At 64.1% G+C, this 18085-nt stretch carries 18 protein-coding genes; 14 read left to right on the forward strand and 4 right to left on the reverse strand.

The window, feature by feature from the left end; all coding sequences use genetic code 11:
• Window positions 1-145: 145 nt before the first annotated feature.
• From fliD to HGB41_RS06235, 7 genes are all read left to right on the forward strand, one after another.
• On the forward strand, window positions 146-2803 hold the full coding sequence (fliD, locus tag HGB41_RS23945; RefSeq protein ID WP_171082302.1) for a flagellar filament capping protein FliD: 2658 nt from the start codon (window positions 146-148) through the stop codon (window positions 2801-2803).
• Between the two features lie 23 nt (window positions 2804-2826).
• Complete coding sequence (fliS, locus tag HGB41_RS06210) at window positions 2827-3285, forward strand: flagellar export chaperone FliS (RefSeq protein ID WP_171082305.1); 459 nt, start codon at window positions 2827-2829, stop codon at window positions 3283-3285.
• A gap of 3 nt (window positions 3286-3288) precedes the next feature.
• Entirely contained in the window at window positions 3289-3618 is a 330-nt protein-coding gene (locus tag HGB41_RS06215; RefSeq protein WP_229422847.1) for a flagellar protein FliT, read from the forward strand.
• Between the two features lie 23 nt (window positions 3619-3641).
• Window positions 3642-4808: a flagellar hook-length control protein FliK gene (gene fliK, locus HGB41_RS06220; protein WP_171082307.1), complete on the forward strand. Its 1167-nt coding sequence runs from the start codon at window positions 3642-3644 to the stop codon at window positions 4806-4808.
• Complete coding sequence (locus HGB41_RS06225; protein ID WP_171082309.1) at window positions 4805-5161, forward strand: EscU/YscU/HrcU family type III secretion system export apparatus switch protein; 357 nt, start codon at window positions 4805-4807, stop codon at window positions 5159-5161. The genes fliK and HGB41_RS06225 overlap by 4 nt, the downstream gene beginning before the upstream one ends.
• Window positions 5154-5915 carry a flagellar brake protein gene (locus tag HGB41_RS06230; RefSeq protein ID WP_171082311.1) on the forward strand — a complete coding sequence of 254 codons (762 nt, stop codon included), beginning with the start codon at window positions 5154-5156 and terminating at the stop codon, window positions 5913-5915. Before HGB41_RS06225 ends, HGB41_RS06230 begins: the two co-directional genes overlap by 8 nt.
• Before the next feature lie 128 nt (window positions 5916-6043).
• Window positions 6044-7684 (forward strand): PAS domain S-box protein, encoded by a 1641-nt coding sequence (locus HGB41_RS06235; RefSeq protein ID WP_171082313.1) that lies wholly within the window; start codon window positions 6044-6046, stop codon window positions 7682-7684.
• 167 nt (window positions 7685-7851) lie between these two features.
• Here HGB41_RS06235 and HGB41_RS06240 read toward each other — a convergent pair whose 3' ends face one another.
• A complete protein-coding gene (locus HGB41_RS06240) occupies window positions 7852-8484 on the reverse strand; it encodes a response regulator transcription factor (protein ID WP_229422849.1) in 633 nt (210 codons plus the stop codon).
• Between the two features lie 162 nt (window positions 8485-8646).
• Here HGB41_RS06240 and HGB41_RS06245 point away from each other — a divergent pair, with 162 nt between their 5' ends.
• The 3 genes from HGB41_RS06245 to HGB41_RS06255 all read left to right on the forward strand — a co-directional run bounded on the left by HGB41_RS06245 (window position 8647) and on the right by HGB41_RS06255 (window position 11746).
• The gene (locus HGB41_RS06245; RefSeq protein WP_171083440.1) at window positions 8647-9108 is read left to right on the forward strand and encodes an RrF2 family transcriptional regulator; all 462 of its coding nucleotides are present in this window, start codon (window positions 8647-8649) and stop codon (window positions 9106-9108) included.
• A gap of 70 nt (window positions 9109-9178) precedes the next feature.
• On the forward strand, window positions 9179-9889 hold the full coding sequence (locus tag HGB41_RS06250; RefSeq protein WP_171082315.1) for a nuclear transport factor 2 family protein: 711 nt from the start codon (window positions 9179-9181) through the stop codon (window positions 9887-9889).
• A gap of 3 nt (window positions 9890-9892) precedes the next feature.
• Window positions 9893-11746, forward strand: coding sequence for an ABC transporter ATP-binding protein/permease (locus tag HGB41_RS06255; protein ID WP_171082317.1), 1854 nt, complete (start codon window positions 9893-9895; stop codon window positions 11744-11746).
• 589 nt (window positions 11747-12335) lie between these two features.
• Here HGB41_RS06255 and HGB41_RS06260 read toward each other — a convergent pair.
• Both HGB41_RS06260 and HGB41_RS06265 read right to left on the reverse strand, forming a co-directional pair.
• Window positions 12336-12575: a hypothetical protein gene (locus tag HGB41_RS06260; protein WP_229422851.1), complete on the reverse strand. Its 240-nt coding sequence runs from the start codon at window positions 12573-12575 to the stop codon at window positions 12336-12338.
• Between the two features lie 431 nt (window positions 12576-13006).
• Window positions 13007-13543 (reverse strand): hypothetical protein, encoded by a 537-nt coding sequence (locus HGB41_RS06265; RefSeq protein WP_171082319.1) that lies wholly within the window; start codon window positions 13541-13543, stop codon window positions 13007-13009.
• A gap of 56 nt (window positions 13544-13599) precedes the next feature.
• Here HGB41_RS06265 and HGB41_RS06270 point away from each other — a divergent pair, with 56 nt between their 5' ends.
• Entirely contained in the window at window positions 13600-13875 is a 276-nt protein-coding gene (locus HGB41_RS06270) for a hypothetical protein (protein ID WP_171082321.1), read from the forward strand.
• A gap of 215 nt (window positions 13876-14090) precedes the next feature.
• Here HGB41_RS06270 and fliE read toward each other — a convergent pair whose 3' ends face one another.
• Window positions 14091-14459: a flagellar hook-basal body complex protein FliE gene (gene fliE / locus HGB41_RS06275; protein ID WP_171082323.1), complete on the reverse strand. Its 369-nt coding sequence runs from the start codon at window positions 14457-14459 to the stop codon at window positions 14091-14093.
• Window positions 14460-14642: 183 nt separating this feature from the next.
• Between fliE and fliF the strand changes: the two genes are divergently transcribed.
• The 3 genes from fliF to HGB41_RS06290 are packed head-to-tail and all read left to right on the forward strand — an operon-like array spanning window position 14643 to window position 18050.
• The gene (gene fliF / locus HGB41_RS06280; RefSeq protein WP_171082324.1) at window positions 14643-16325 is read left to right on the forward strand and encodes a flagellar basal-body MS-ring/collar protein FliF; all 1683 of its coding nucleotides are present in this window, start codon (window positions 14643-14645) and stop codon (window positions 16323-16325) included.
• Window positions 16318-17322, forward strand: coding sequence for a flagellar motor switch protein FliG (gene fliG / locus HGB41_RS06285; RefSeq protein WP_171082327.1), 1005 nt, complete (start codon window positions 16318-16320; stop codon window positions 17320-17322). Before fliF ends, fliG begins: the two co-directional genes overlap by 8 nt.
• The gene (locus HGB41_RS06290) at window positions 17322-18050 is read left to right on the forward strand and encodes a flagellar assembly protein FliH (RefSeq protein ID WP_229422853.1); all 729 of its coding nucleotides are present in this window, start codon (window positions 17322-17324) and stop codon (window positions 18048-18050) included. Before fliG ends, HGB41_RS06290 begins: the two co-directional genes overlap by 1 nt.
• Window positions 18051-18085: the final 35 nt, after the last annotated feature.

The raw sequence follows: 18085 nt of genomic DNA on the forward strand, positions 1-18085 counted from the left end.
CTGCCGCCGGCACCCGAACCGGCGAATGATGTCTGCCTGTCATCCCTATCTTTAACTATTTGAATTGGGATACCTTTCCCGCTCTTAAGTCCGGTTTGCTTCTGCCGATAATGACTTACATTATCGCTTTCACGGGAGAAACAAAGTGGGCATCAGTTCATCCGGTATCGGTTCCGGCCTCGACGTCGACGGCATCATCGCCAAGCTGATGCAGGCCGAGGCGGCGCCGCTTGCCAACTTCGACAAGAAGGCAGGCGCGCTGCAGACCCGACTGGCCGCGCTGGCCAAGGTCAACGCCGCGGTCGGCAGCTTCCAGGGCGCCCTGACCTCGCTCAATTCTCCCTCGACCTTCAGCGCCCTCAATTCACTGTCGAGCAACAAGGACCTGTTGAGCGCCAGCGCCGGCACCGGCGCGGTGCCTGGCAAGTACAGCATCAACGTGTCGCAACTGGCCTCGGCCCAGAGCCTGACCACTGCCGGGCGCGCCAGCATGAGCGCCACCATCGGCAGCGGCGCCAAGACCACCCTGACCTTCCAGTTCGGCAGCATCGGCGGCGGCAGCTTTGGCGTGGCCGGCACGGCGCTGGGTCCATCGATCGCCACTGGCGGCATCAGCAACGGTTCGCTGTCGGTCAATGGCACCGTCATCGCCACCGGCGCGGCCACCCGCAGCGCGGCCCAGCTGGCCGAAGCGATCAATGCCAAGACCGAAACCACCGGCGTCACCGCCAAGGCCGGGACTGCCACCAGCGCGGCCAACCTGTTTGCCGGCTTTGGCCCGGTCACCACCGCCGCCAGCGCCAGCTATACCCTGTCGGTGGGCGGCGTCGCAATCGCGAGCCAGGCCGGCACCGGGGCCACGCTCGATGCCGCCGGTATCGATGCCGCGCTGGCAGGCGGCACCGTCAGCGCGGCGCTGGCGACGGCCAATATCACCTTCACCGGCAACGCCCAGGATGGCAGCCTGCAGTTCACCGCGGCCGACGGCTCCAACCTGACCGTGCTCGAGGCGATCGGCGGCAGCGGCGCCGTCACCGGCGGCCTCGAAGGCGCCGGCGTGGCCAACACGGGCACCAGCGTGACCACCACCGCCGGCGTGACCCTGAGCTCAAGCGAAGGCAAGCAGATCATGGTCGGCGGCAGCAATCCGGGAGCAGCGGGCCTGGTTGCCGGCAGTGCCGGCAGCTACCTCGGCGGCGCAGCGTTTGCCCAGGACGGCGCGCAGGCCAGCGGCACGGTGACCCTCGACGCCGGCAGCCAGTCGCTGCAAGGCATCCGCGACGCCATCAACAAGGCGAACATCGGCGTGACCGCCACCATCGTCTCGGACGGCGGCGACAACCCCTACCACCTGGTGCTGACCTCGAACAAGACCGGCGCCAAATCGTCGATGAAGATCGGCGTCGACGGCGCCGACGGCCAGCCGGCCGACCCGGCCATCGCCGCCCTGCTCGGCCACGATCCCTCCGGCGCCCAGGGCCTGACCCAGACCAGCGCCGCCCAGGATACCCTGCTCAACATGAACGGGATCGACATCCGCAGCAGCAGCACGACCGTCACCGATGCGGTGCAGGGCGTCTCGCTGGACATCACCGCGACCGGCAGCACCAACCTGAACGTGACCCGTGACACTGCCTCGATATCGACGGCGGTCAACAATTTCGTCAAGGCCTACAACGAACTGAACAAGACGATTTCCAGTCTCACGGACTACAACTCGGAAACCAAGAAAGCCGGCGCGCTACAGGGCGACGCGTCGGTGCGCTCGATCCAGAGCCAGCTGCGGCGCCAGCTCGGCGGCGCGGTCGAAGGCCTGGGAGGCAAGCTGACCACGCTCGGCCAGGTCGGCATCACCTTCCAGAGGGATGGCAGCCTGGCCGTCGATACGACCAAGTTGAACAAGGCCGTGAACGACAACTATGCGGAGATCGGCGGCCTGTTCGCGGCGGTGGGCAGCGCTACCGACGGCATGATCAAGTTCGACAAGTCGTCCGCGGCCACCAAGCCCGGCACCTATGGCATCAATATCACCAGCCTGGCCAGCCAGGGCACGCTCACCAGTGCCGCCGCCCTGAGCGGAGCGACCACGATCGGCGCGAACACGACCTGGCGCATCACGCTCAACCAGACCGACCCGGTCAGCGAAAAGAAGACCCAGGACATCACATTGGCCGCCGGCACCTACACCAATGCGCAGCTGGCAGCCATGCTGCGCGCGGCGGTGAATGGCAATACCACTTTCGCAGGCGCCGGCGACACGGTCGAGACCAAGGTCGATGGCGACGGGCGACTGTCGATCTCCTCGAGCAAATACGGCTCGACCTCGAACCTGGCGATCGCCAGCGTCAGCGGCAGCTCGCCCGACATCGTGTTCGGCAGCGCCACGCCAGAGGCCGGCAAGGATGTCGAAGGCACGATCGGGGGCGTCGCCGCAACCGGCAATGGCCAGGCGCTGACCGCTGCCGCGGGTTCGCCCGCAGACGGCATCCAGGTGTCGATCAATGGCGGCCTGGTTGGCGAACGCGGTACCGTCAATTTTTCCAAGGGCTTTGCGTTCGAGCTGACCAACCTGGCCACCGGCTTCGTCGGCAAGGACAGCCTTATCTCCAACAAAACCGACGGGTTGAACATCTCGATCAAGTCCATTGCTACGGCGCGCGACCGGTTCAGCGCGCGCCTGGAAACCATTGAAAAACGCTACCGGGCCCAGTTCACCGCGCTCGACAGCGCCCTGATGTCGATGCAATCGACCTCGGCATACCTGACCCAGCAGCTTGCGGCGCTCAGCGCGAACGCAGGCTAATCTCACAGTACCTGGAGAACAAGATGTTTGGAACCATGCAACGCGGCGTTGGCGCCTATGCGAAAGTCGGTCTCGAGACCGGCGTCGCGTCCGCCTCCCCGCACAAACTCATCGTCATGCTGTACGACGGCGCCCTGGTGTCGATCCTGGGCGGCATCAGCAACATGAAAGCCGGGAATGTCGCCGCCAAGGGCGCCGCCATCTCGAAAGCCATCAACATCGTCGACAACGGCCTGCGCGCCGCGCTCGACAAGAAGGTTGGCGGCGAGATCGCCGAGAACCTGGACGCCCTGTACGAATACATCAGCGCGCGCCTGCTCAAGGCCAACCTGTCCAACGACCCGGCGATCCTGGAAGAAGTGCACGCCCTGCTGTCCGACTTGCGCGACGCCTGGAATGCGATCGACCCGCTGGCCGCCGCGCCTGCCGCCGCCGCCGCCGCCCCTGCGCCAATGCGCGCACCGACCCTGATGAGTGCCTGAACCATGCCACAGATGACCAGCGAAGATATCGTCGACGTGTACGAGACCATGGCGGTGATCACCGACCAGATGCTGCGCGCTGCCAATGACAACGATTGGGACCGCCTGACCCAGCTCGAGCAGCAGTGCGCCCTGCACGTGCGCCAGCTGAAGGAACACGAGCCGCAGCCGCTGGCCGGCGCCGCACGCGTCAAGAAGGTCGATGCGATCCGCCGCATGCTTGCCGCCGACCGCCAGATCCGCGACCTCACCACCCCGTGGATGGCGCGCCTGTCGGCCCTGATCAGCAACACCTCGACCGAACGCCGCGTCGCCCGCGCCTACGGTATCTAGGGCCGCAAGGCCTTTTGTAGAGCATGCTTCCGCGCGACCTCGTCTCTGCCGTCGTGCGCACCGGCCCGGTCATCCCGGCCGATCAGGTAGCCAACCCGCGCGAGCAGCAAGCCTTCGCGCGCGCCCTCGCTCCACAATTGGGCAAGGCACTCCACGGTGAAGTCCTGGCCAAGCTGGCCGACGGCAGCTTCGTCGTCAAGGTCGCCAACATCGCCGCCCGCATGCAGTTGCCGCCAGGCGCCCAGGTCGGGGCAGACGTGCCGCTGACCCTGCTGTCGGTCTCCCCGCGCCCTACCTTCCAGGTCGGCACAGGCGCCACGCCGGTGTTTTCCGAAGCCGGCCCGCCGCTGCCGCAAGGCACCGACCCAGACAAGGCGCCGCTCGCCATGCGCGAAGGCGGCGCGGCCCAGGGCGCCGCCGCGGCCGGACGCACCGCCGCCCTGCTGCAGGCGACCGCGGCCGGCGCCGGTGCACTGCTCGGCAGCTTTGAGGCCAACACCACCACGCTGAGCCAGGCCGGCAAGACCATCGGCGGCGTGCTGGCCGCCGCCTTGAGTGCCGAGTCGCCGATGACGGCGCTGGTCGGCCGCGCCCCGCTGGTGGCGGCCAGCGGTGCCGATGCCGCCAGCATCGCGAAAGGACTGGAACAGGCGGTCGGCAAGAGCGGCCTGTTCTACGAATCGCATGTCGCCGAATGGGCGCAGGGCGCCCGCGGCCTCGCCGAACTCAATGCCGAACCGCAGCAGCAGCTGGCGCGCGAAGGCGTGCGCCAGTCGCCGCTCGACCCGGCCACCGCCCAGTTCATCAACCTGCAGCTGGCGACCCAGGAACAGGCTCATCTCGCGTGGCAGGGCAATTTGTGGCCGGGCCAGCCGATGCAGCTGGAAGTCGCCCGTGATACGCACGAAGGTCACGACGGCGCCGACGAAGCGGAAGCGTCCTGGCACAGCCGCCTGCGCCTGCATTTCCCGGAGCTCGGCGAACTCGACGCGCGCCTGAGCTTCAGCGGCGGGCGCCTGCAGGTGCAGTTTGCCGCCGGCAGCGAGGCCACCGCCGGCCTGCTGCGCCAGCACATGGGGAGCCTGGCCGGCGCGCTGGATGCGGCCGGCACCCAGCTGGCCGGCTTCGAGGTACGCGCGCCTGCATCCGATGCCGGACCCCGCCCCCAGGCGGACGAGCAGGCAGGATGACCGGCAAGGACACGAAGCGGCGCCAGAACGCCGTCGCGATCGCCTATGGCGCCGGCGACGCGGCGCCCAGGGTCGTGGCCAAGGGCCAGGGCCTGGTCGCCGAGCAGATCATGCGCCGCGCGAGCGAGGCCGGGGTCTTCGTGCACGAGTCGAAAGAGCTGGTCCAGCTGCTGATGGGCGTGGACCTCGACCGTGAGATCCCCCCTGCCCTGTATCGCGCAATTGCGGAACTGTTGGCATGGCTATATCATATTGAGTCGGCTCAAAAGCATGGGACCCCAATGTCCCCGCCGGATCCGACGCCCCACCTCAACCTGGACGACGCGGCGAACGCCGGTATAAGCAATGAATAATCAGGAACTGGAAAACTGGCACGACTACGAGGTGGAGTCGCGCCGTGAAATCGTGGCGCTGCTGCGCCAGATCGGCGAGAAGCACCAGCTGATCCGCATGCTGGTCAAGGGCGAGGCCGATGTCTGCGTCACCTCGATCCTCGAGGTCGATCCCGACACCAACACCATGGTGCTCGACCGCTCCATCGACCGCAGCCAGAACGACCGCATCGTCGCCGCTGGCGAGGTGCGCTGCGAGACCTCGCTCGACAAGATCCGCATCCTGTTCACGGCCGACGAGCTGCGCCCGACCCAGTTCGAGGGCAGGGACGCGCTGCGCGCGGATATCCCCGCGACCCTGATCCGCCTGCAGCGCCGCGAGTATTACCGGATGGAGACGCCGGTGTCGAACCCGGTGCGCGCGATCATCCCGCTGCCACCCGAGCTCGCCATCAGCACGGGCGCGAGTTCCGCCGTATTCCCGCTGCACGACATCAGCTGCGGCGGCATCGCCATCCTCGACAACAAGCTCCAGCTCGACACCACGATCGGCGCCGACTTCCCGAACTGCCGCATCGAACTGCCCGAGATCGGACCGGTCACCGTGACGCTGCAGGTGCGCAATTCGCTCGACATCACCCTGTTGAACAACAAATCCAACCGCCGTCTCGGCCTGCGATTCATCGACATCTCGCGTGGCGGCATGGCGGGCGTGCAGCGGTATATCACCAAGCTCGAACGCGAACGCAATGCGCGCCTGGCCGGCCTGGCCTGAGCTAGGCGCAGCATCATGGTGGTGACTTCCCTGCTGCGTCGAACCTGGTAGTTCTGATAGGTGATTTTTTATTAACGATCACTAATTCAGTTACACTAGCGGTACCTTATCCCAGGTATCGAGATGCCATGCATTCCCCGGCCGCCAACTTTTTTTTCAGCGCGTTTGCGCATTCCGCCGTTGGTATGGCGCTGGTTGGGCTGCATGGCGGCTGGCTGGAGGTTAACCCTGCGCTGTGCCGTATGCTGGGTTACGCGCGCGACGATTTGATGGCGCGGACCTTCCAGGACGTCACGCATCCTGACGACCTGCCGCGTGACCTGGGGCTGATGAACCAGGTCCTGGCCGAGAAAATCGACTGCTACCACCTCGAGAAACGCTATCGCCAAGCCAACGGGGACATCATGTGGGGCCTTCTCACTGTGTCACTCACCCGCGACGTTGCCGGCCGTCCTGAATGTTTCCTTGCGCAGGTCATCGATATTACGCAGGAAAAGCAGGCAGTGGCCGAACGCGAGGCCTTCTTTGCGCTGTCGCCTGACCTGCTTGCCATTGCTGACCGACGCGGCTTCCTGGTCCAGGTCAATCCATCGTGGACTGAAACCCTGGGGTGGACTGCGGAAGAACTGACTTCGCGCCCCTTCATCGACTACGTTCATCCCGACGATGTCGCCCGCACCCGGGCCGAAGCCGCGGCCGTGCGCCAGGGAGGACTGGCAAAAGGCTTCCGCAACCGCTCTCGCGACCGGCGAGGTGATTACCGCTGGCTCGAATGGAATACGCGCGAGGCGGGTAACAGCCTGCTGTACTGCACGGTACGGGACGTCACTTCCCAGATGGAGAACGAGGACAGGCTGCGCAGCCAGGAACAAAAAATCCGTCTTCTCATCGATAACGCCAACGACGCCTTCCTCGGCATGAACGAGCTAGGCATCATTACTGAATGGAACAAGCAGGCGGAGACCACCTTCGGCTGGTCGGCACAGGAAGCCATCGGGCAGCCGATGAGCGAGCTGCTGACACCCCCGCGGCTGCGCCAGCGCCATCTCGACGGAGTGAGCACCTTCCTGCGCGATGGCCGCGAACAGGCCCGGCAAAAGCGGGTCGAGGTGCCGGCCTTGCGCAAGGACGGCTCTGAAATCATGGTCGAAGTCACGGTCGGGGTGGTCCCCTTCGCGGGTGAACAGTATTTCCACGCCTTCCTGCGCGACGTGTCCGAACAGCGCCGAATGACCGAACAATTGCATTACCGTGCCACCCACGATTTTCTCACCGGCCTGCCAAACCGCTATGAATTCATGAGCCAGTTGCAGCATGCGATCGAGGCCGCAACGCGGGCTCCGCGCCCGCTGGTATTACTGTTCATCGACCTCGACGGCTTCAAGGCGGTGAATGACATGTTCGGCCATGAAACCGGCGACACCGTGCTGATCGAATTCGGCCGCCGCCTGGAACACGCGGTACGGCGCACCGACCTGGTGGCGCGGCTGGCAGGCGACGAATTCATGGTGGTGCTCGACCACGTCCCGGAGTTGTCCTACGACGCCATCGAGGTCAGCCGCAAGATCCTCGAGGCTGCCGGCCAGCCCTATGCCGGGGTCGCAGGCCGCCTTGAACTGGGCGCCAGCATCGGCGTCGCGCACTACCTGCAGGGCGATACCGCCGACACCCTGCTGTCGCGCGCCGACGCGGCCATGTATGTGGCGAAGAATGCGGGCAAGAGCCGGGTTGCGTACTTGCGCGAGGGTGAATGGGTGGTGAGTAGCTGATCGCCGCGTGAATAGGAGCATGCCGGACAATTCACAATTGCCCGTGAATTGCCGCGAATCGTAGGGTGGGCAGGTTTCCTGCCCACGCGGTGACAGGTTGACGATGATAAATCGCGGCAGTTCCGGCGGTGGTTGAACTGCCCGTGAATTGCCGCGAATCGTCGGTTCTAGGCCCCGGCACTTGCCCCGCCTCCCGGCCGGATCAGCCCCCGCTGGGTCGCCACCACCACCGCATGGGTGCGCGCCGTTGCATCGAGCTTGCTCATCACGCCCTTGACGTGGGTTTTCACGGTGCCGACCCCGATCCCCAGCTTGCGTGCGATCGACTTGTTGCAGCAGCCCTGCGCCAGCAGCTCCAGCACGTCGGTCTCGCGCCCGGTGAGCGCTTCGCGCGTGAGGCTGTCGGCGACGCTGCGCGTCATCGATTCGCTCAGGTAGCGCTGGCCGCGCGCCAGCAGGCCGACCGCGTGCGACAGTTCGTCCGGTGCGCAGGACTGCAGCAGGTAGCCCGACACCCCGGCATCCATCGCCAGGCGCACTTCCCACTCCTTGTCGAACTGCGTAACGACCAGCACCCCGGGCGGCGGCCCGGCTACCGCGGACTTGCCGGCGGGCTGGCGCGCCAAGGCGATGCCGGCGTCGTAGTCGGTAATGAGCACCCGCGCAACGCTCTGGGCCTCCGGCTGTCCCAGCTGGGTACTGACGCGCAGGCCGGGATTCCCGGACAAAACGGCATGCATACCAACGGTCATGATCGGGTCGGCGTGCATGATGTGGACGGCGAATAGATTCGGTTGCATGTGCATGCTCCTGCGTAGGGCAGCGGCAATGGCGCGGCTAGCTCCCATATTGAAACGACAACGCCGGCAAGGCAAGCAATGATATGTAAAAACTGGTTAAAGTGTCTCTCCGGCGTCAGGGGCCCCTCCGTATAAGGGCGTATGCGATATACTTGGCCGATCATGCGCCTGACTTCCTTCACCGATTACACCTTGCGGACCCTGCTCCACCTCGGCAGCAATCCCGGCCGGCTCGTGACGATCCAGGAAATCGCGGACCTGCACAGCATCTCCAAGAACCACCTCATGAAAGTGGTGCACGAGCTGGGCCGCAATGGCGTCATCGAGACCATTCGCGGTCGCAACGGCGGTTTCCGGCTGGCGCACCGGCCCGACGAAATCAATATCGGCGCCGTGGTGCGCCAGAGCGAGAGCGATTTCTACATGGCCGAGTGCTTCGACCCGGGCGGAAATCCCTGCGGCCTGGTCAAGGCCTGCGCGCTCAAAGGCGTGCTGACCAACGCCACCGCCGCCTACCTCGCCGAGCTCGACCGCCACACGCTCGCCATGCTGCTGCCGGAACCGGCGCCGCGCGATGGCAGCGTCCCGATGACCTTCCAGCGCAAGGAAGCGCAGGCGGCGTAGGTAAAAATTACTTTTCTGCAATCATGTATGGCGGTAGGCTTGGCCTTATTCGCCTTCGCCGCCGAATGCCATGCATGCTTTCAAACGTCTTGCCCTGCCCCTCCTTCTTCTCGCAACATGCATGGGCGCCGCCTGCGCCGCTCCTGCCACGCCAGGCTGGGAAGCCGCAGTGCGCAAGGCCGACGCCTCTTACTGGGACGCCTATAGCCGCCGTGATCCGGCTGCGATAAATGCCTTCCTTGCCGACGACGTCGAGTTCTACCACGACCGCGGCGGTACGCTGATGGGCAAGGCCGAGCTTGGCAAGGCCAACGATGGGATGAAAACCAGCAAGGCACACCTGCGCCGCGTCCTGGTTCCCGGCACCCTGCACGTGTGGACGAGCAGCGCAGCCTGGCAGCCGGCTTCAAGCGCCACTTGGTCAAGCCCATCGACGCCCAACTGCTGCTGGGCGCTGTCAACGCTGCCTGAGGCAAGCGTCGCCCTGGCCACGTTGCTGTTCCGCTTCCCCTGGCGGCAGGGTGGCCGGCTGCGCCGGCCGTGCGTTCAGGTCACCGATGCACAGCGGCAAATCACACCGGAGTTGAACGCGCGGCCGGAAAATCCGGCCACCCTACGTTTTCCAGCCGGTTTTGTCCCAAAAAGGCAACGCCTGCTATGTCCGTTTCCGCACAGAACGAACTCTTGGCCAGGGATATGCTTGAGGTGTGACGGGGCGCATCCATTGCCCGATTCCATGAGCTCGACCACTGGCCGATTACTGCAGCTTTACCGAAACTGAACCATGCCTACCCCTGCCAGCACCAACGCCGCGACGAACGACATTCCGGCCGCCACCAAGAACCGGCGCCGGGCGCCCTTGTCCCTCGCTGCATGGAAGCAATTCGTCAGTGTCGCTAAGCCCTACTGGCTGGAAGAAGAAAAAAAGAAGGCGTGGTTCCTGCTGTCGCTCCTGATCGTGCTGATGCTGGTCGAGACCAAGTTCGCCGTCATGCTCAACAACGAGGCCGGCGAGATGACCTCGGCGCTGGCCGGCAAGGACGGCGGCCGATTCTGGGGATCGGTGCGGGCCTGCCTGACCATCCTGGCCTTCGCGATCCCGATCTACGCCTTCTATTACTACATGCGCGACCTGTTCGCCAACCACTGGCGGCGCTGGCTCACCAGCCGTTTCCTCGACAGCTACCTGAAGGGGCGCAAATATTACGAGCTCGGCTCCAGCAGCGAGATCGACAACCCCGACCAGCGCATCAGCGAAGACATCAACACCTTCACCGGCAGGTCGATCCACTTCCTCTTGATTTTCCTCGGCTCGATCATGCAGCTGGTCGCCTTCAGCGCCGTGCTGTGGTCGATCTCGCACCTGCTGGTCGGCGTATTGGCGGTCTACGCGCTGGCAGGTACCGCGATCGCCCTCTACGTCTTCGGCAACCCGCTGATCCGCCTGAACTTCTGGCAGCTGCGGCTGGAAGCGGACTTCCGCTTCAGCCTGATGCGCGTGCGCGAAAACGCCGAGTCGATCGCCTTCTACCGCGGCGAGGAGCAAGAGCGCGCCCACATCGACAGCAAGTTCGACAAGGTAATCCAGAACTTCGCCCGCCTGATCAAGAAGCAACGCAACCTCAACCTGTTCCAGCGCACTTTCAGCCAGCTCACGCTGGTGCTGCCCTTCGTGATCCTGGCCCAGGGCGTCCTGTCCGGCGAACTCGAAGTGGGCCGGGCGATCCAGGCAGCCGGGGCATTTACTGCCGTGCTCGCTGCGGTGGGCGTCATCGTCGACAATTTCGAGAGCCTGAGCCGCTTCGTGGCGGGCATCGACCGCCTGCAGGGCTTGTCCAGGCTGGTGCTGCCCGACGCGGAACCCAAGCTTGATGCCGACATCAAGCATCCGCGCATCCAGCGCCATCCGGGCGAGCGTCTCGCGCTGGATGCCCTCACCCTGCATCCGCCACGCTCCGAGCGTGTGCTGATCAAGGAGCTGAGCCTGGCCCTGAGGCCGGGCGACGCGCTCCTGATCACCGGCGACAGCGGTTGCGGCAAGAGCTCGCTGCTGCGCGCAATCGCGGGGCTGTGGCATACCGGCAGCGGCGCGATCCACCATCCGCCTGCGGAAGATTTCTTCTTCCTGCCCCAGCAGCCCTACCTGCAGCACGGCACCCTGCGCAGCCAGCTGATCTACCCGAGCGCGCAGTCCGACCTGGGCGACGAGGAGCTGCTGGATATCCTGGAGCAGGTCCACCTGCCCCACCTGGCCGAGCGCGTCGGCGGCCTGGGCGCCGAGCAGGACTGGGAAAAGCTGTTGTCGGTCGGCGAACAGCAACGCCTGGCCTTCGGCCGCGTGCTGGTGCACGCACCGCGCATCGTGATCCTGGACGAAGCGACCAGTGCGCTCGACAGCAGCAACGAAGCCTCGCTGTATGCGCGCCTGCGTGAAAGCGGGACCACCCTGATCAGTATTGCGCACCGGCCGGCAGTACTGCGCCACCATACCCATGTGCTGCGCTTGCTGGGTGAAGGGGCGTGGGAGCTGCATGAGGCGAGTGGGTATCAGTTCGATGGGCAGCTGCCGGAATCGCGCGCCAGCGCTGCCGATGTGCCGACGACGCGGGAAGCGCGTGTGGTCGCGGTCGCGGGGTAGGCTGGCGGGAACGACCGGGACGGTCAGGCGTTAGCAAACGTAACTTCGATTGAAACCCAGCGGCGCAAGCCTAGACTGGGCTGAAGCCAAGCTAATGGGGGTGGAGATGACTATCCGAAGCGTACGAATGTTGACACGGTGTGCAGCGGGACTGCTGCTCGCTGCCGGGCTCGGGGGATGCGCCGTGTATGGGCCGCCCTCCGGCTACTCTGGCTATGATCCCTATTACGGGAACAGTGGCTACTCCGGCTATTACGGTTCGCCCGTGGAGCTGAACCTTGGCCTCGGCTACTACGGTGGCAACCGTCATGGAGACTATCGCCGCGATGGGCACAGGCATGACCGACGGCACCATGATGGTCGACGAGGCCGTGACCGGGGCCGCGATTAGGTAGATCCGGAGCCCGCTTCCCGTTGAGCGACAGCGTGATGCTTTCGACGGGCGGCGGCTGTCCGGCGGTCTGCTTTCGACCAAAGCAGACCTTCCGCGACTGCGTTTAATTTGTTCTCGATCAGAAGATCGGATCCATTGTTATTTACCAAATCTCACCATTTGGCCGACAGCAGAAGCAACAATCTATCGATCTGCCTACGAGCGACTTTCTGGATCAGTTCGTCGTTCAGGAGGAATGCCCTCCTCAAAGCCCGCTACGAACAGCATGAGCAAGTCGTTGGCAACTTTCTCATGTCCTGCTTCCAGCAAGTCATTTGCGATCTTTGTCAGCTCGACCGGGCTGGCCTTAGCGTCCATGTTATCGACTGCATGTCTTGTCACCTTGCCAAGCTGGAACGCTAACTCAGCAATCATAGTTTTTTCTGTGGCACTCATTCACACTCTTTCATCTTGGTCGCGCGCTTGTTCACGCTAAGGTCTGTCGCAGGCCGAACCTGCCCGCTCGGCGCAGCATATCAGGTTGCCGTTGAGGGAGGTCACGGTTGGTACGAACGGCAGGAAACGACCCGAAGCGGTCATAACACGCCAAGCCTTTCCAGCTATGTCTGCGATGCCCGATGGCGAATCTGCCGCTCTTGCGGATAAGGATCGTGATCAGCCGGATCACTCGGTATGTACTCACCGCGCTCATGCAAGCAATAGCAGTTCGTCATCGCGTCCACGTGGTATGACGCCTCGAATGTTGCAACCAAACGTGCGCCGTCACCAGGTTGTGCTCGAGCATCTTGCCCGGCCCAACGAGGCAGAGCGAGTCGAGCAACAGGTCAATGGGTTCATGGCCGCATGCGCTTTACCGACCGTCATCATTACTTTTCCTTGTTGATCATCTGCAGAAGCTTGAACGCTTCTCGCTCGATCGCCGGTTCGGCCTCCGCCAGTTGCTTGCTCGCCTGAACATAGGCAGCACGCTTGCGTTCCTTCTTTTCTTCCGGCGGGACGACCGGCTTCATGCCCGGCATCATGATCTGCGAGCCGCTGTTGTACTTCTGATGGATGACCTTCTTGCCGTAGGGAGTGCCATAGAAACGGGTCATCTCGGTGGCGGTATCGGCAGAAATGACGGACGCCAGTGGCGCCGCCATGCGCTGGTACACCACTGCCGGCGGCGTTTTGTCGAGCTTGGCAAACACGGCCTTGCGCTGCGCTTCGCTTTGATAGCGGCTGCGGGCGGCAACGCCGCGCACGACCTTTTCGGCCTGCATGGCGCCAAGCAGGTCGTGCACTGCCTTGATGTGGACGGGTGTCATCGCCGCAGCCTGGCTTGCGGGCGCCGGCGCGGCGGCGAAGGCGGGAGTGACGGAAAGCAGCGATACGCCGAGCAGGGCTTGAACTGCAAACTTCATGGTGTTCCTTTCGGATGAGGATGAGCTCGCCACTCGCGCGCGGGCGGGAATGACGCATGTCGAACGAGACAATGCATGCCTGTTTGCAGGCAGCCGATTTTAACCGGGAGACCGGCAGGCTGGTGACACGCCAGACCGCATGGAACCTATTTCGCGCTCGTGCGTGCAGCAGCGAGAGCCCGGCACTGATCGATATTGCGCTGCGCCTTGGGACCTTGCCGCTTCTCCCACAGCGCGAGCACCGCTTGCGCACGCTCGAGCGCGGGACCGAACCAGGCCCGGTCCTTCTCGGCCACGGCCTTGTCCATGTGTGGAAGTTCGCGATCGATTAGCGCGACAGTGTCAGCGGGAAAGGTAGCGGCCTGGTCTTGGGCATTTGCCGTCAGTGAACACAGCAGCAAGAAGGCGACAAAAGTACAACGCATCGGTTCCCTTGAAAAAGAAAAGATCGCACAGCAATAACTGGTCTCGCATTGCCCAGGCCACAATGCACAACCGGCCTTGCGGCCGGTTCGATGCTATCAGTTTGCCAGCAGAAACAGTCGCCTTACACCTGCATGTTCATGATGTCATGATAGGCTGACACGAGTTTGTTGCGTACTTGCACCGTACTCTGGAAAGCGATGCTCGATTTCTGCATGGCGATCATGGTGTCGGACAAACTCACGGTATCATCACCCATCGCAAACCGCTTGCCCAAATCGGATGCCTCCTTCTGGGTCGCGCTGACGCTTTCCAGCGTCGTCTTCAATGCATCAGCGAAGTCGAGCTTGGCAACCGCGGGGCTGGCGCCTGGTGCGCCGAGGCCGACGGGCGCAACCGGGCTCGCTGCCGGCTTGGTCGCCGCAGCTTTCAATTGCTCCATCATCGCCTGGATCCGGCCTGGATCGATACCGCCGATGCCGCCAATACTCATTGCTTTCTCCTGCTGGTCAAGGGCTGTCAAATACAACCGCTTTATTCAGGCTTCCAGAATATCAGCCTGCAGCCAAGTTCCTCCCTCGAAGAAGCACGGTTTTCCACCCCTATTTCAAGGTTTGAATGTTGCTCTGTGGCTTCATAATGCGTCTAATCCCTCCATCCCGGACACCAACCCACCATGGCAGCAGTTGCTGAAGACTTGATCGACACCCCGGCCGCAGGTCGCCAGGGCTTTTTCCAGAGCACGATGGGGCGCCGCGTCGCCCTTGGCGGCGGCATTGCGCTTGTCCTTGCCATCATGATCGCGCTGTGGATGTGGAGCCAGGCCCCGGAATACCGCGTGCTGTTCTCGAACTACAGCGACCGCGACGGCGGAGCGATTACCGCTTCGCTCGACCAGATGGGCGTGCAATACAAATTCTCCGAAGGCGGCACTGCGATCCTGGTCCCGGCCGAGCAGATCCACGATTTGCGCCTGAAGCTGGCCTCGCAAGGCCTGCCGAAGGGCGGCAACGTCGGTTTCGAGCTGATGGAAAACCAGAAGCTGGGCACCTCCCAGTTCCTCGAACAAGTGAATTACCAGCGCTCGCTGGAGGGCGAACTGGCGCGTTCGATCCAGTCGCTGGGCTCGGTCAGCGCCGCGCGCGTCCACCTGGCGCTGCCGAAACCGTCGGTCTTCGTGCGCGACCAGCAAAAGCCGACCGCCTCGGTGCTGCTGAACCTGCAGCCGGGCCGGGCCCTCGATCCGGGCCAGGTCAGCGCCATCGTCCACCTGGTCGCTTCCAGCGTGCCGGAACTGACGGTCGGGAATGTTACCGTGGTCGACCAGACCGGCAATTTGCTGTCGGATACCTCGAACAAGGGTCCGGGCGCCAAGGGCCTGGATGCAACCCAGCTCAAGTATGTCGAGCAGGTGCAGCAGAACATCATCAAGCAGGTCGAATCGATCATCGTGCCGCTGGTCGGCAAGGGCAACGTGCGCGCCGAAGCCACCGCCGAAGTCGACTTCGCCCAGGTCGATACGGCTGCCGAGATGTACAAGCCGAACTCGCCGCCGGAGCCGCAGGCCATCCGCAGCCAGCAGACGTCCGAGTCGAGCCAGCCGGGCCCAAGCGCCTCGGGCATCCCGGGCGCGCTGTCGAACCAGCCGCCGGGCGTGGCCACCGCGCCGATCGACGGCCAGCCGCCAGCCGCGGGCGCAGCGGCGGCTGGCGGCCCAACGCGCAAGGACGCCACCACCAATTACGAAGTCGACAAGACCATCCGCTACGAGCAGCGTCCGATGGGCGGCATCAAGCGCCTGACCGTGGGCGTGGTCGTGAACCACCGCCGCACCGTGGACCCGAAATCCGGCAAGATCATCGTGCGTCCGCTGGCCGCCGCCGAAGTGGCCCAGATCAACGAGCTGGTGAAGCAGGCGATGGGCTATTCGCAGGCACGCGGCGACACCCTGAACGTGACCAATGCCCCGTTCGAAGGCGTCGACCGCCCGGATGACACCATCCAGCAGCTCGACTGGTGGCGCGACCCGGCCAACCTGCCGCTGGCCAAGGAAATCGGCAAATACCTGCTGCTGTTCGCGATCCTCGGTTTCCTGTATTACCGTATCCTGTTGCCGCTGATGCGCCCGGCGATCAAGAAGTTCGATGAAGCCACGGCGCCGCCGCCGGAACCGGAACCGGAAAGCACCGAAGCCGCCGATGCCCAGGCCGTGGCGGTCGAGGAAGAGATGGAAGAACAGGAAGTGGAACGCCAGAACCAGGGTTACCGCGCCAACCTGGTGATGGCGCAGGAACTGGCCCGCAAGGATCCACGTATCGTGGCTAACGTCGTCAAAGCATGGTTGGGTACAAATGAGTGACAAGGATAAAGAAGGCATCCAGCAGGCAGCGATCCTGATGCTGGCCCTGGGCGAAGCGGAAGCTGCCGAAGTGATGAAATTCCTGGGCCCGCGCGAAGTGCTGAAACTCGGCGGCGCAATGGCGCAAATGAAGGCCGTGCAGCATGGCGAAGTGGTGAAGGTGCTGGAAGCCTTCGTCGTGGAGACCAACCTGCATTCGACCGTGGGCCTGGATTCCGACGAATATATCCGCCAGGTGCTGACCAAGGCGCTGGGCGACGACAAGGCCGCCGTGCTGCTCAACCGCATCCTGGGCGGCAAGGACGCCTCGGGCATTGAAAGCCTGAAGTGGATGGACTCGCCGTCGGTGGCCGAACTGATCCGCAACGAGCACCCGCAGATCATCGCCACCATCCTGGTCCACCTCGAGCGCGACCAGGCCTGCGAAATCCTGGCGAACTTTACCGAACGCCTGCGCAACGACGTGGTGCTGCGTATCGCCACGCTCGACGGCGTGCAGCCGGCCGCCTTGCGCGAGCTGAACGACGTGCTGACCAAGCTGCTGTCGGGTAACGAGAACATCAAGAAATCGTCGCTGGGCGGCGTGCGCACCGCTGCCGAGATCCTGAACTTCATGAGCGGCGAGCAGGAATCGGCCGTGATGGACAACATCAAGAACTACGACAACGACATGGCGCAGAAGATCATGGACGAGATGTTCGTGTTCGATAACATCATCGACATCGACGACCGTGGCATCCAGCTGCTGCTGCGCGAAGTGCAGTCCGAGATGCTGATCATTGCCCTGAAAGGCGCCTCGCAAGACCTGCGCGATAAGATCTTCAAGAACATGTCGCAGCGTGCGGGCGAGATGATGCGCGAAGACCTGGAGTCAAAAGGTCCAGTGCGCCTGTCCGAGGTCGAATCCCAGCAGAAGCAGATCCTGCAGATCGTGCGCCGCCTGTCCGACGAAGGCCAGATCGTGCTGGGTGGTAAAGGTGAGGATTCCTTCGTCTGATGATTCCTAAGGAACAGCAAAGCGCCTACCAGCGCTGGGAAATGACCTCGTTCGGCGACGAGCGCCCGAGCACGGTCGCGCGCCGCGCCGCGATGGCGCCGCCGGCCGCGCCGGCCGCCCCTGCGGTGAACGTGGATGCGGGTGAAATCGTGCGCAACGTGCCGATGCCGACCGCTGAAGAACTGGAAGCGATCCGCGAGCAGGCGCGCGCCGAAGGCTATGCCGAAGGCCTGCTTGAAGGCCAGGCTGCGGGCCAGGCCCAGGGCTATGCCGACGGCGCCGCCGCCGGCCAGCTGGAAGCCAGCGCCGAGCTGGAACACCTGCGCTCGATTGCCGCGACCTTCAGCGACGCCGTGGTGCAGGCCGACGAAACCATCGCCCACGACGTGCTGGAACTGGCCCTGCGCCTGGCGCGCGGCATGGTGCGCACGGCGTTCGAGGTGCGTCCCGAACTGATTTTGCCGGTGGTGCAGGAAGCGATCGGCTACCTGCCGGTGCTGGCCCAGCCGGCCGTGCTGACGCTCAACCCGCTGGACGCCGAGATCGTGCGCGACGCCATGGGGCAGGAGCTGATCAAGGGTGGCTGGCGGATTGCGGAAGATATCGGCATGGCGCGTGGCGGGTGCAAGGTGGATACGGCGAGCAACCAGATCGATGCGCAGGCTGCGGCGCGTTGGGGGCGGTTGACCCACTCTCTGCAATCCAATGTCGACTGGATGGGTTCGTAGGGTGGGCGGCTTCGCCGCCCGCGCGTTCAACCTCC

The organism is Telluria aromaticivorans (genome assembly GCF_013003915.1).
In the GTDB taxonomy this organism is placed as follows: domain Bacteria; phylum Pseudomonadota; class Gammaproteobacteria; order Burkholderiales; family Burkholderiaceae_D; genus Telluria; species Telluria aromaticivorans.

What these genes read in the sequence shown, in the direction of transcription:
- fliS (WP_171082305.1), top strand. Translation starts at nt 2,827, where the DNA reads ATGTTTGGAACCATGCAACGCGGCGTTGGCGCCTATGCGAAAGTCGGT.
- HGB41_RS06215 (WP_229422847.1), top strand. Translation starts at nt 3,289, where the DNA reads ATGCCACAGATGACCAGCGAAGATATCGTCGACGTGTACGAGACCATG.
- fliK (WP_171082307.1), top strand. Translation starts at nt 3,642, where the DNA reads ATGCTTCCGCGCGACCTCGTCTCTGCCGTCGTGCGCACCGGCCCGGTC.
- HGB41_RS06225 (WP_171082309.1), top strand. Translation starts at nt 4,805, where the DNA reads ATGACCGGCAAGGACACGAAGCGGCGCCAGAACGCCGTCGCGATCGCC.
- HGB41_RS06230 (WP_171082311.1), top strand. Translation starts at nt 5,154, where the DNA reads ATGAATAATCAGGAACTGGAAAACTGGCACGACTACGAGGTGGAGTCG.
- HGB41_RS06235 (WP_171082313.1), top strand. Translation starts at nt 6,044, where the DNA reads ATGCATTCCCCGGCCGCCAACTTTTTTTTCAGCGCGTTTGCGCATTCC.
- HGB41_RS06240 (WP_229422849.1), bottom strand. Translation starts at nt 8,484, where the DNA reads ATGCAACCGAATCTATTCGCCGTCCACATCATGCACGCCGACCCGATC.
- HGB41_RS06245 (WP_171083440.1), top strand. Translation starts at nt 8,647, where the DNA reads ATGCGCCTGACTTCCTTCACCGATTACACCTTGCGGACCCTGCTCCAC.
- HGB41_RS06250 (WP_171082315.1), top strand. Translation starts at nt 9,179, where the DNA reads ATGCATGCTTTCAAACGTCTTGCCCTGCCCCTCCTTCTTCTCGCAACA.
- HGB41_RS06255 (WP_171082317.1), top strand. Translation starts at nt 9,893, where the DNA reads ATGCCTACCCCTGCCAGCACCAACGCCGCGACGAACGACATTCCGGCC.
- HGB41_RS06260 (WP_229422851.1), bottom strand. Translation starts at nt 12,575, where the DNA reads ATGAGTGCCACAGAAAAAACTATGATTGCTGAGTTAGCGTTCCAGCTT.
- HGB41_RS06265 (WP_171082319.1), bottom strand. Translation starts at nt 13,543, where the DNA reads ATGAAGTTTGCAGTTCAAGCCCTGCTCGGCGTATCGCTGCTTTCCGTC.
- HGB41_RS06270 (WP_171082321.1), top strand. Translation starts at nt 13,600, where the DNA reads ATGTCGAACGAGACAATGCATGCCTGTTTGCAGGCAGCCGATTTTAAC.
- fliE (WP_171082323.1), bottom strand. Translation starts at nt 14,459, where the DNA reads ATGAGTATTGGCGGCATCGGCGGTATCGATCCAGGCCGGATCCAGGCG.
- fliF (WP_171082324.1), top strand. Translation starts at nt 14,643, where the DNA reads ATGGCAGCAGTTGCTGAAGACTTGATCGACACCCCGGCCGCAGGTCGC.
- fliG (WP_171082327.1), top strand. Translation starts at nt 16,318, where the DNA reads ATGAGTGACAAGGATAAAGAAGGCATCCAGCAGGCAGCGATCCTGATG.
- HGB41_RS06290 (WP_229422853.1), top strand. Translation starts at nt 17,322, where the DNA reads ATGATTCCTAAGGAACAGCAAAGCGCCTACCAGCGCTGGGAAATGACC.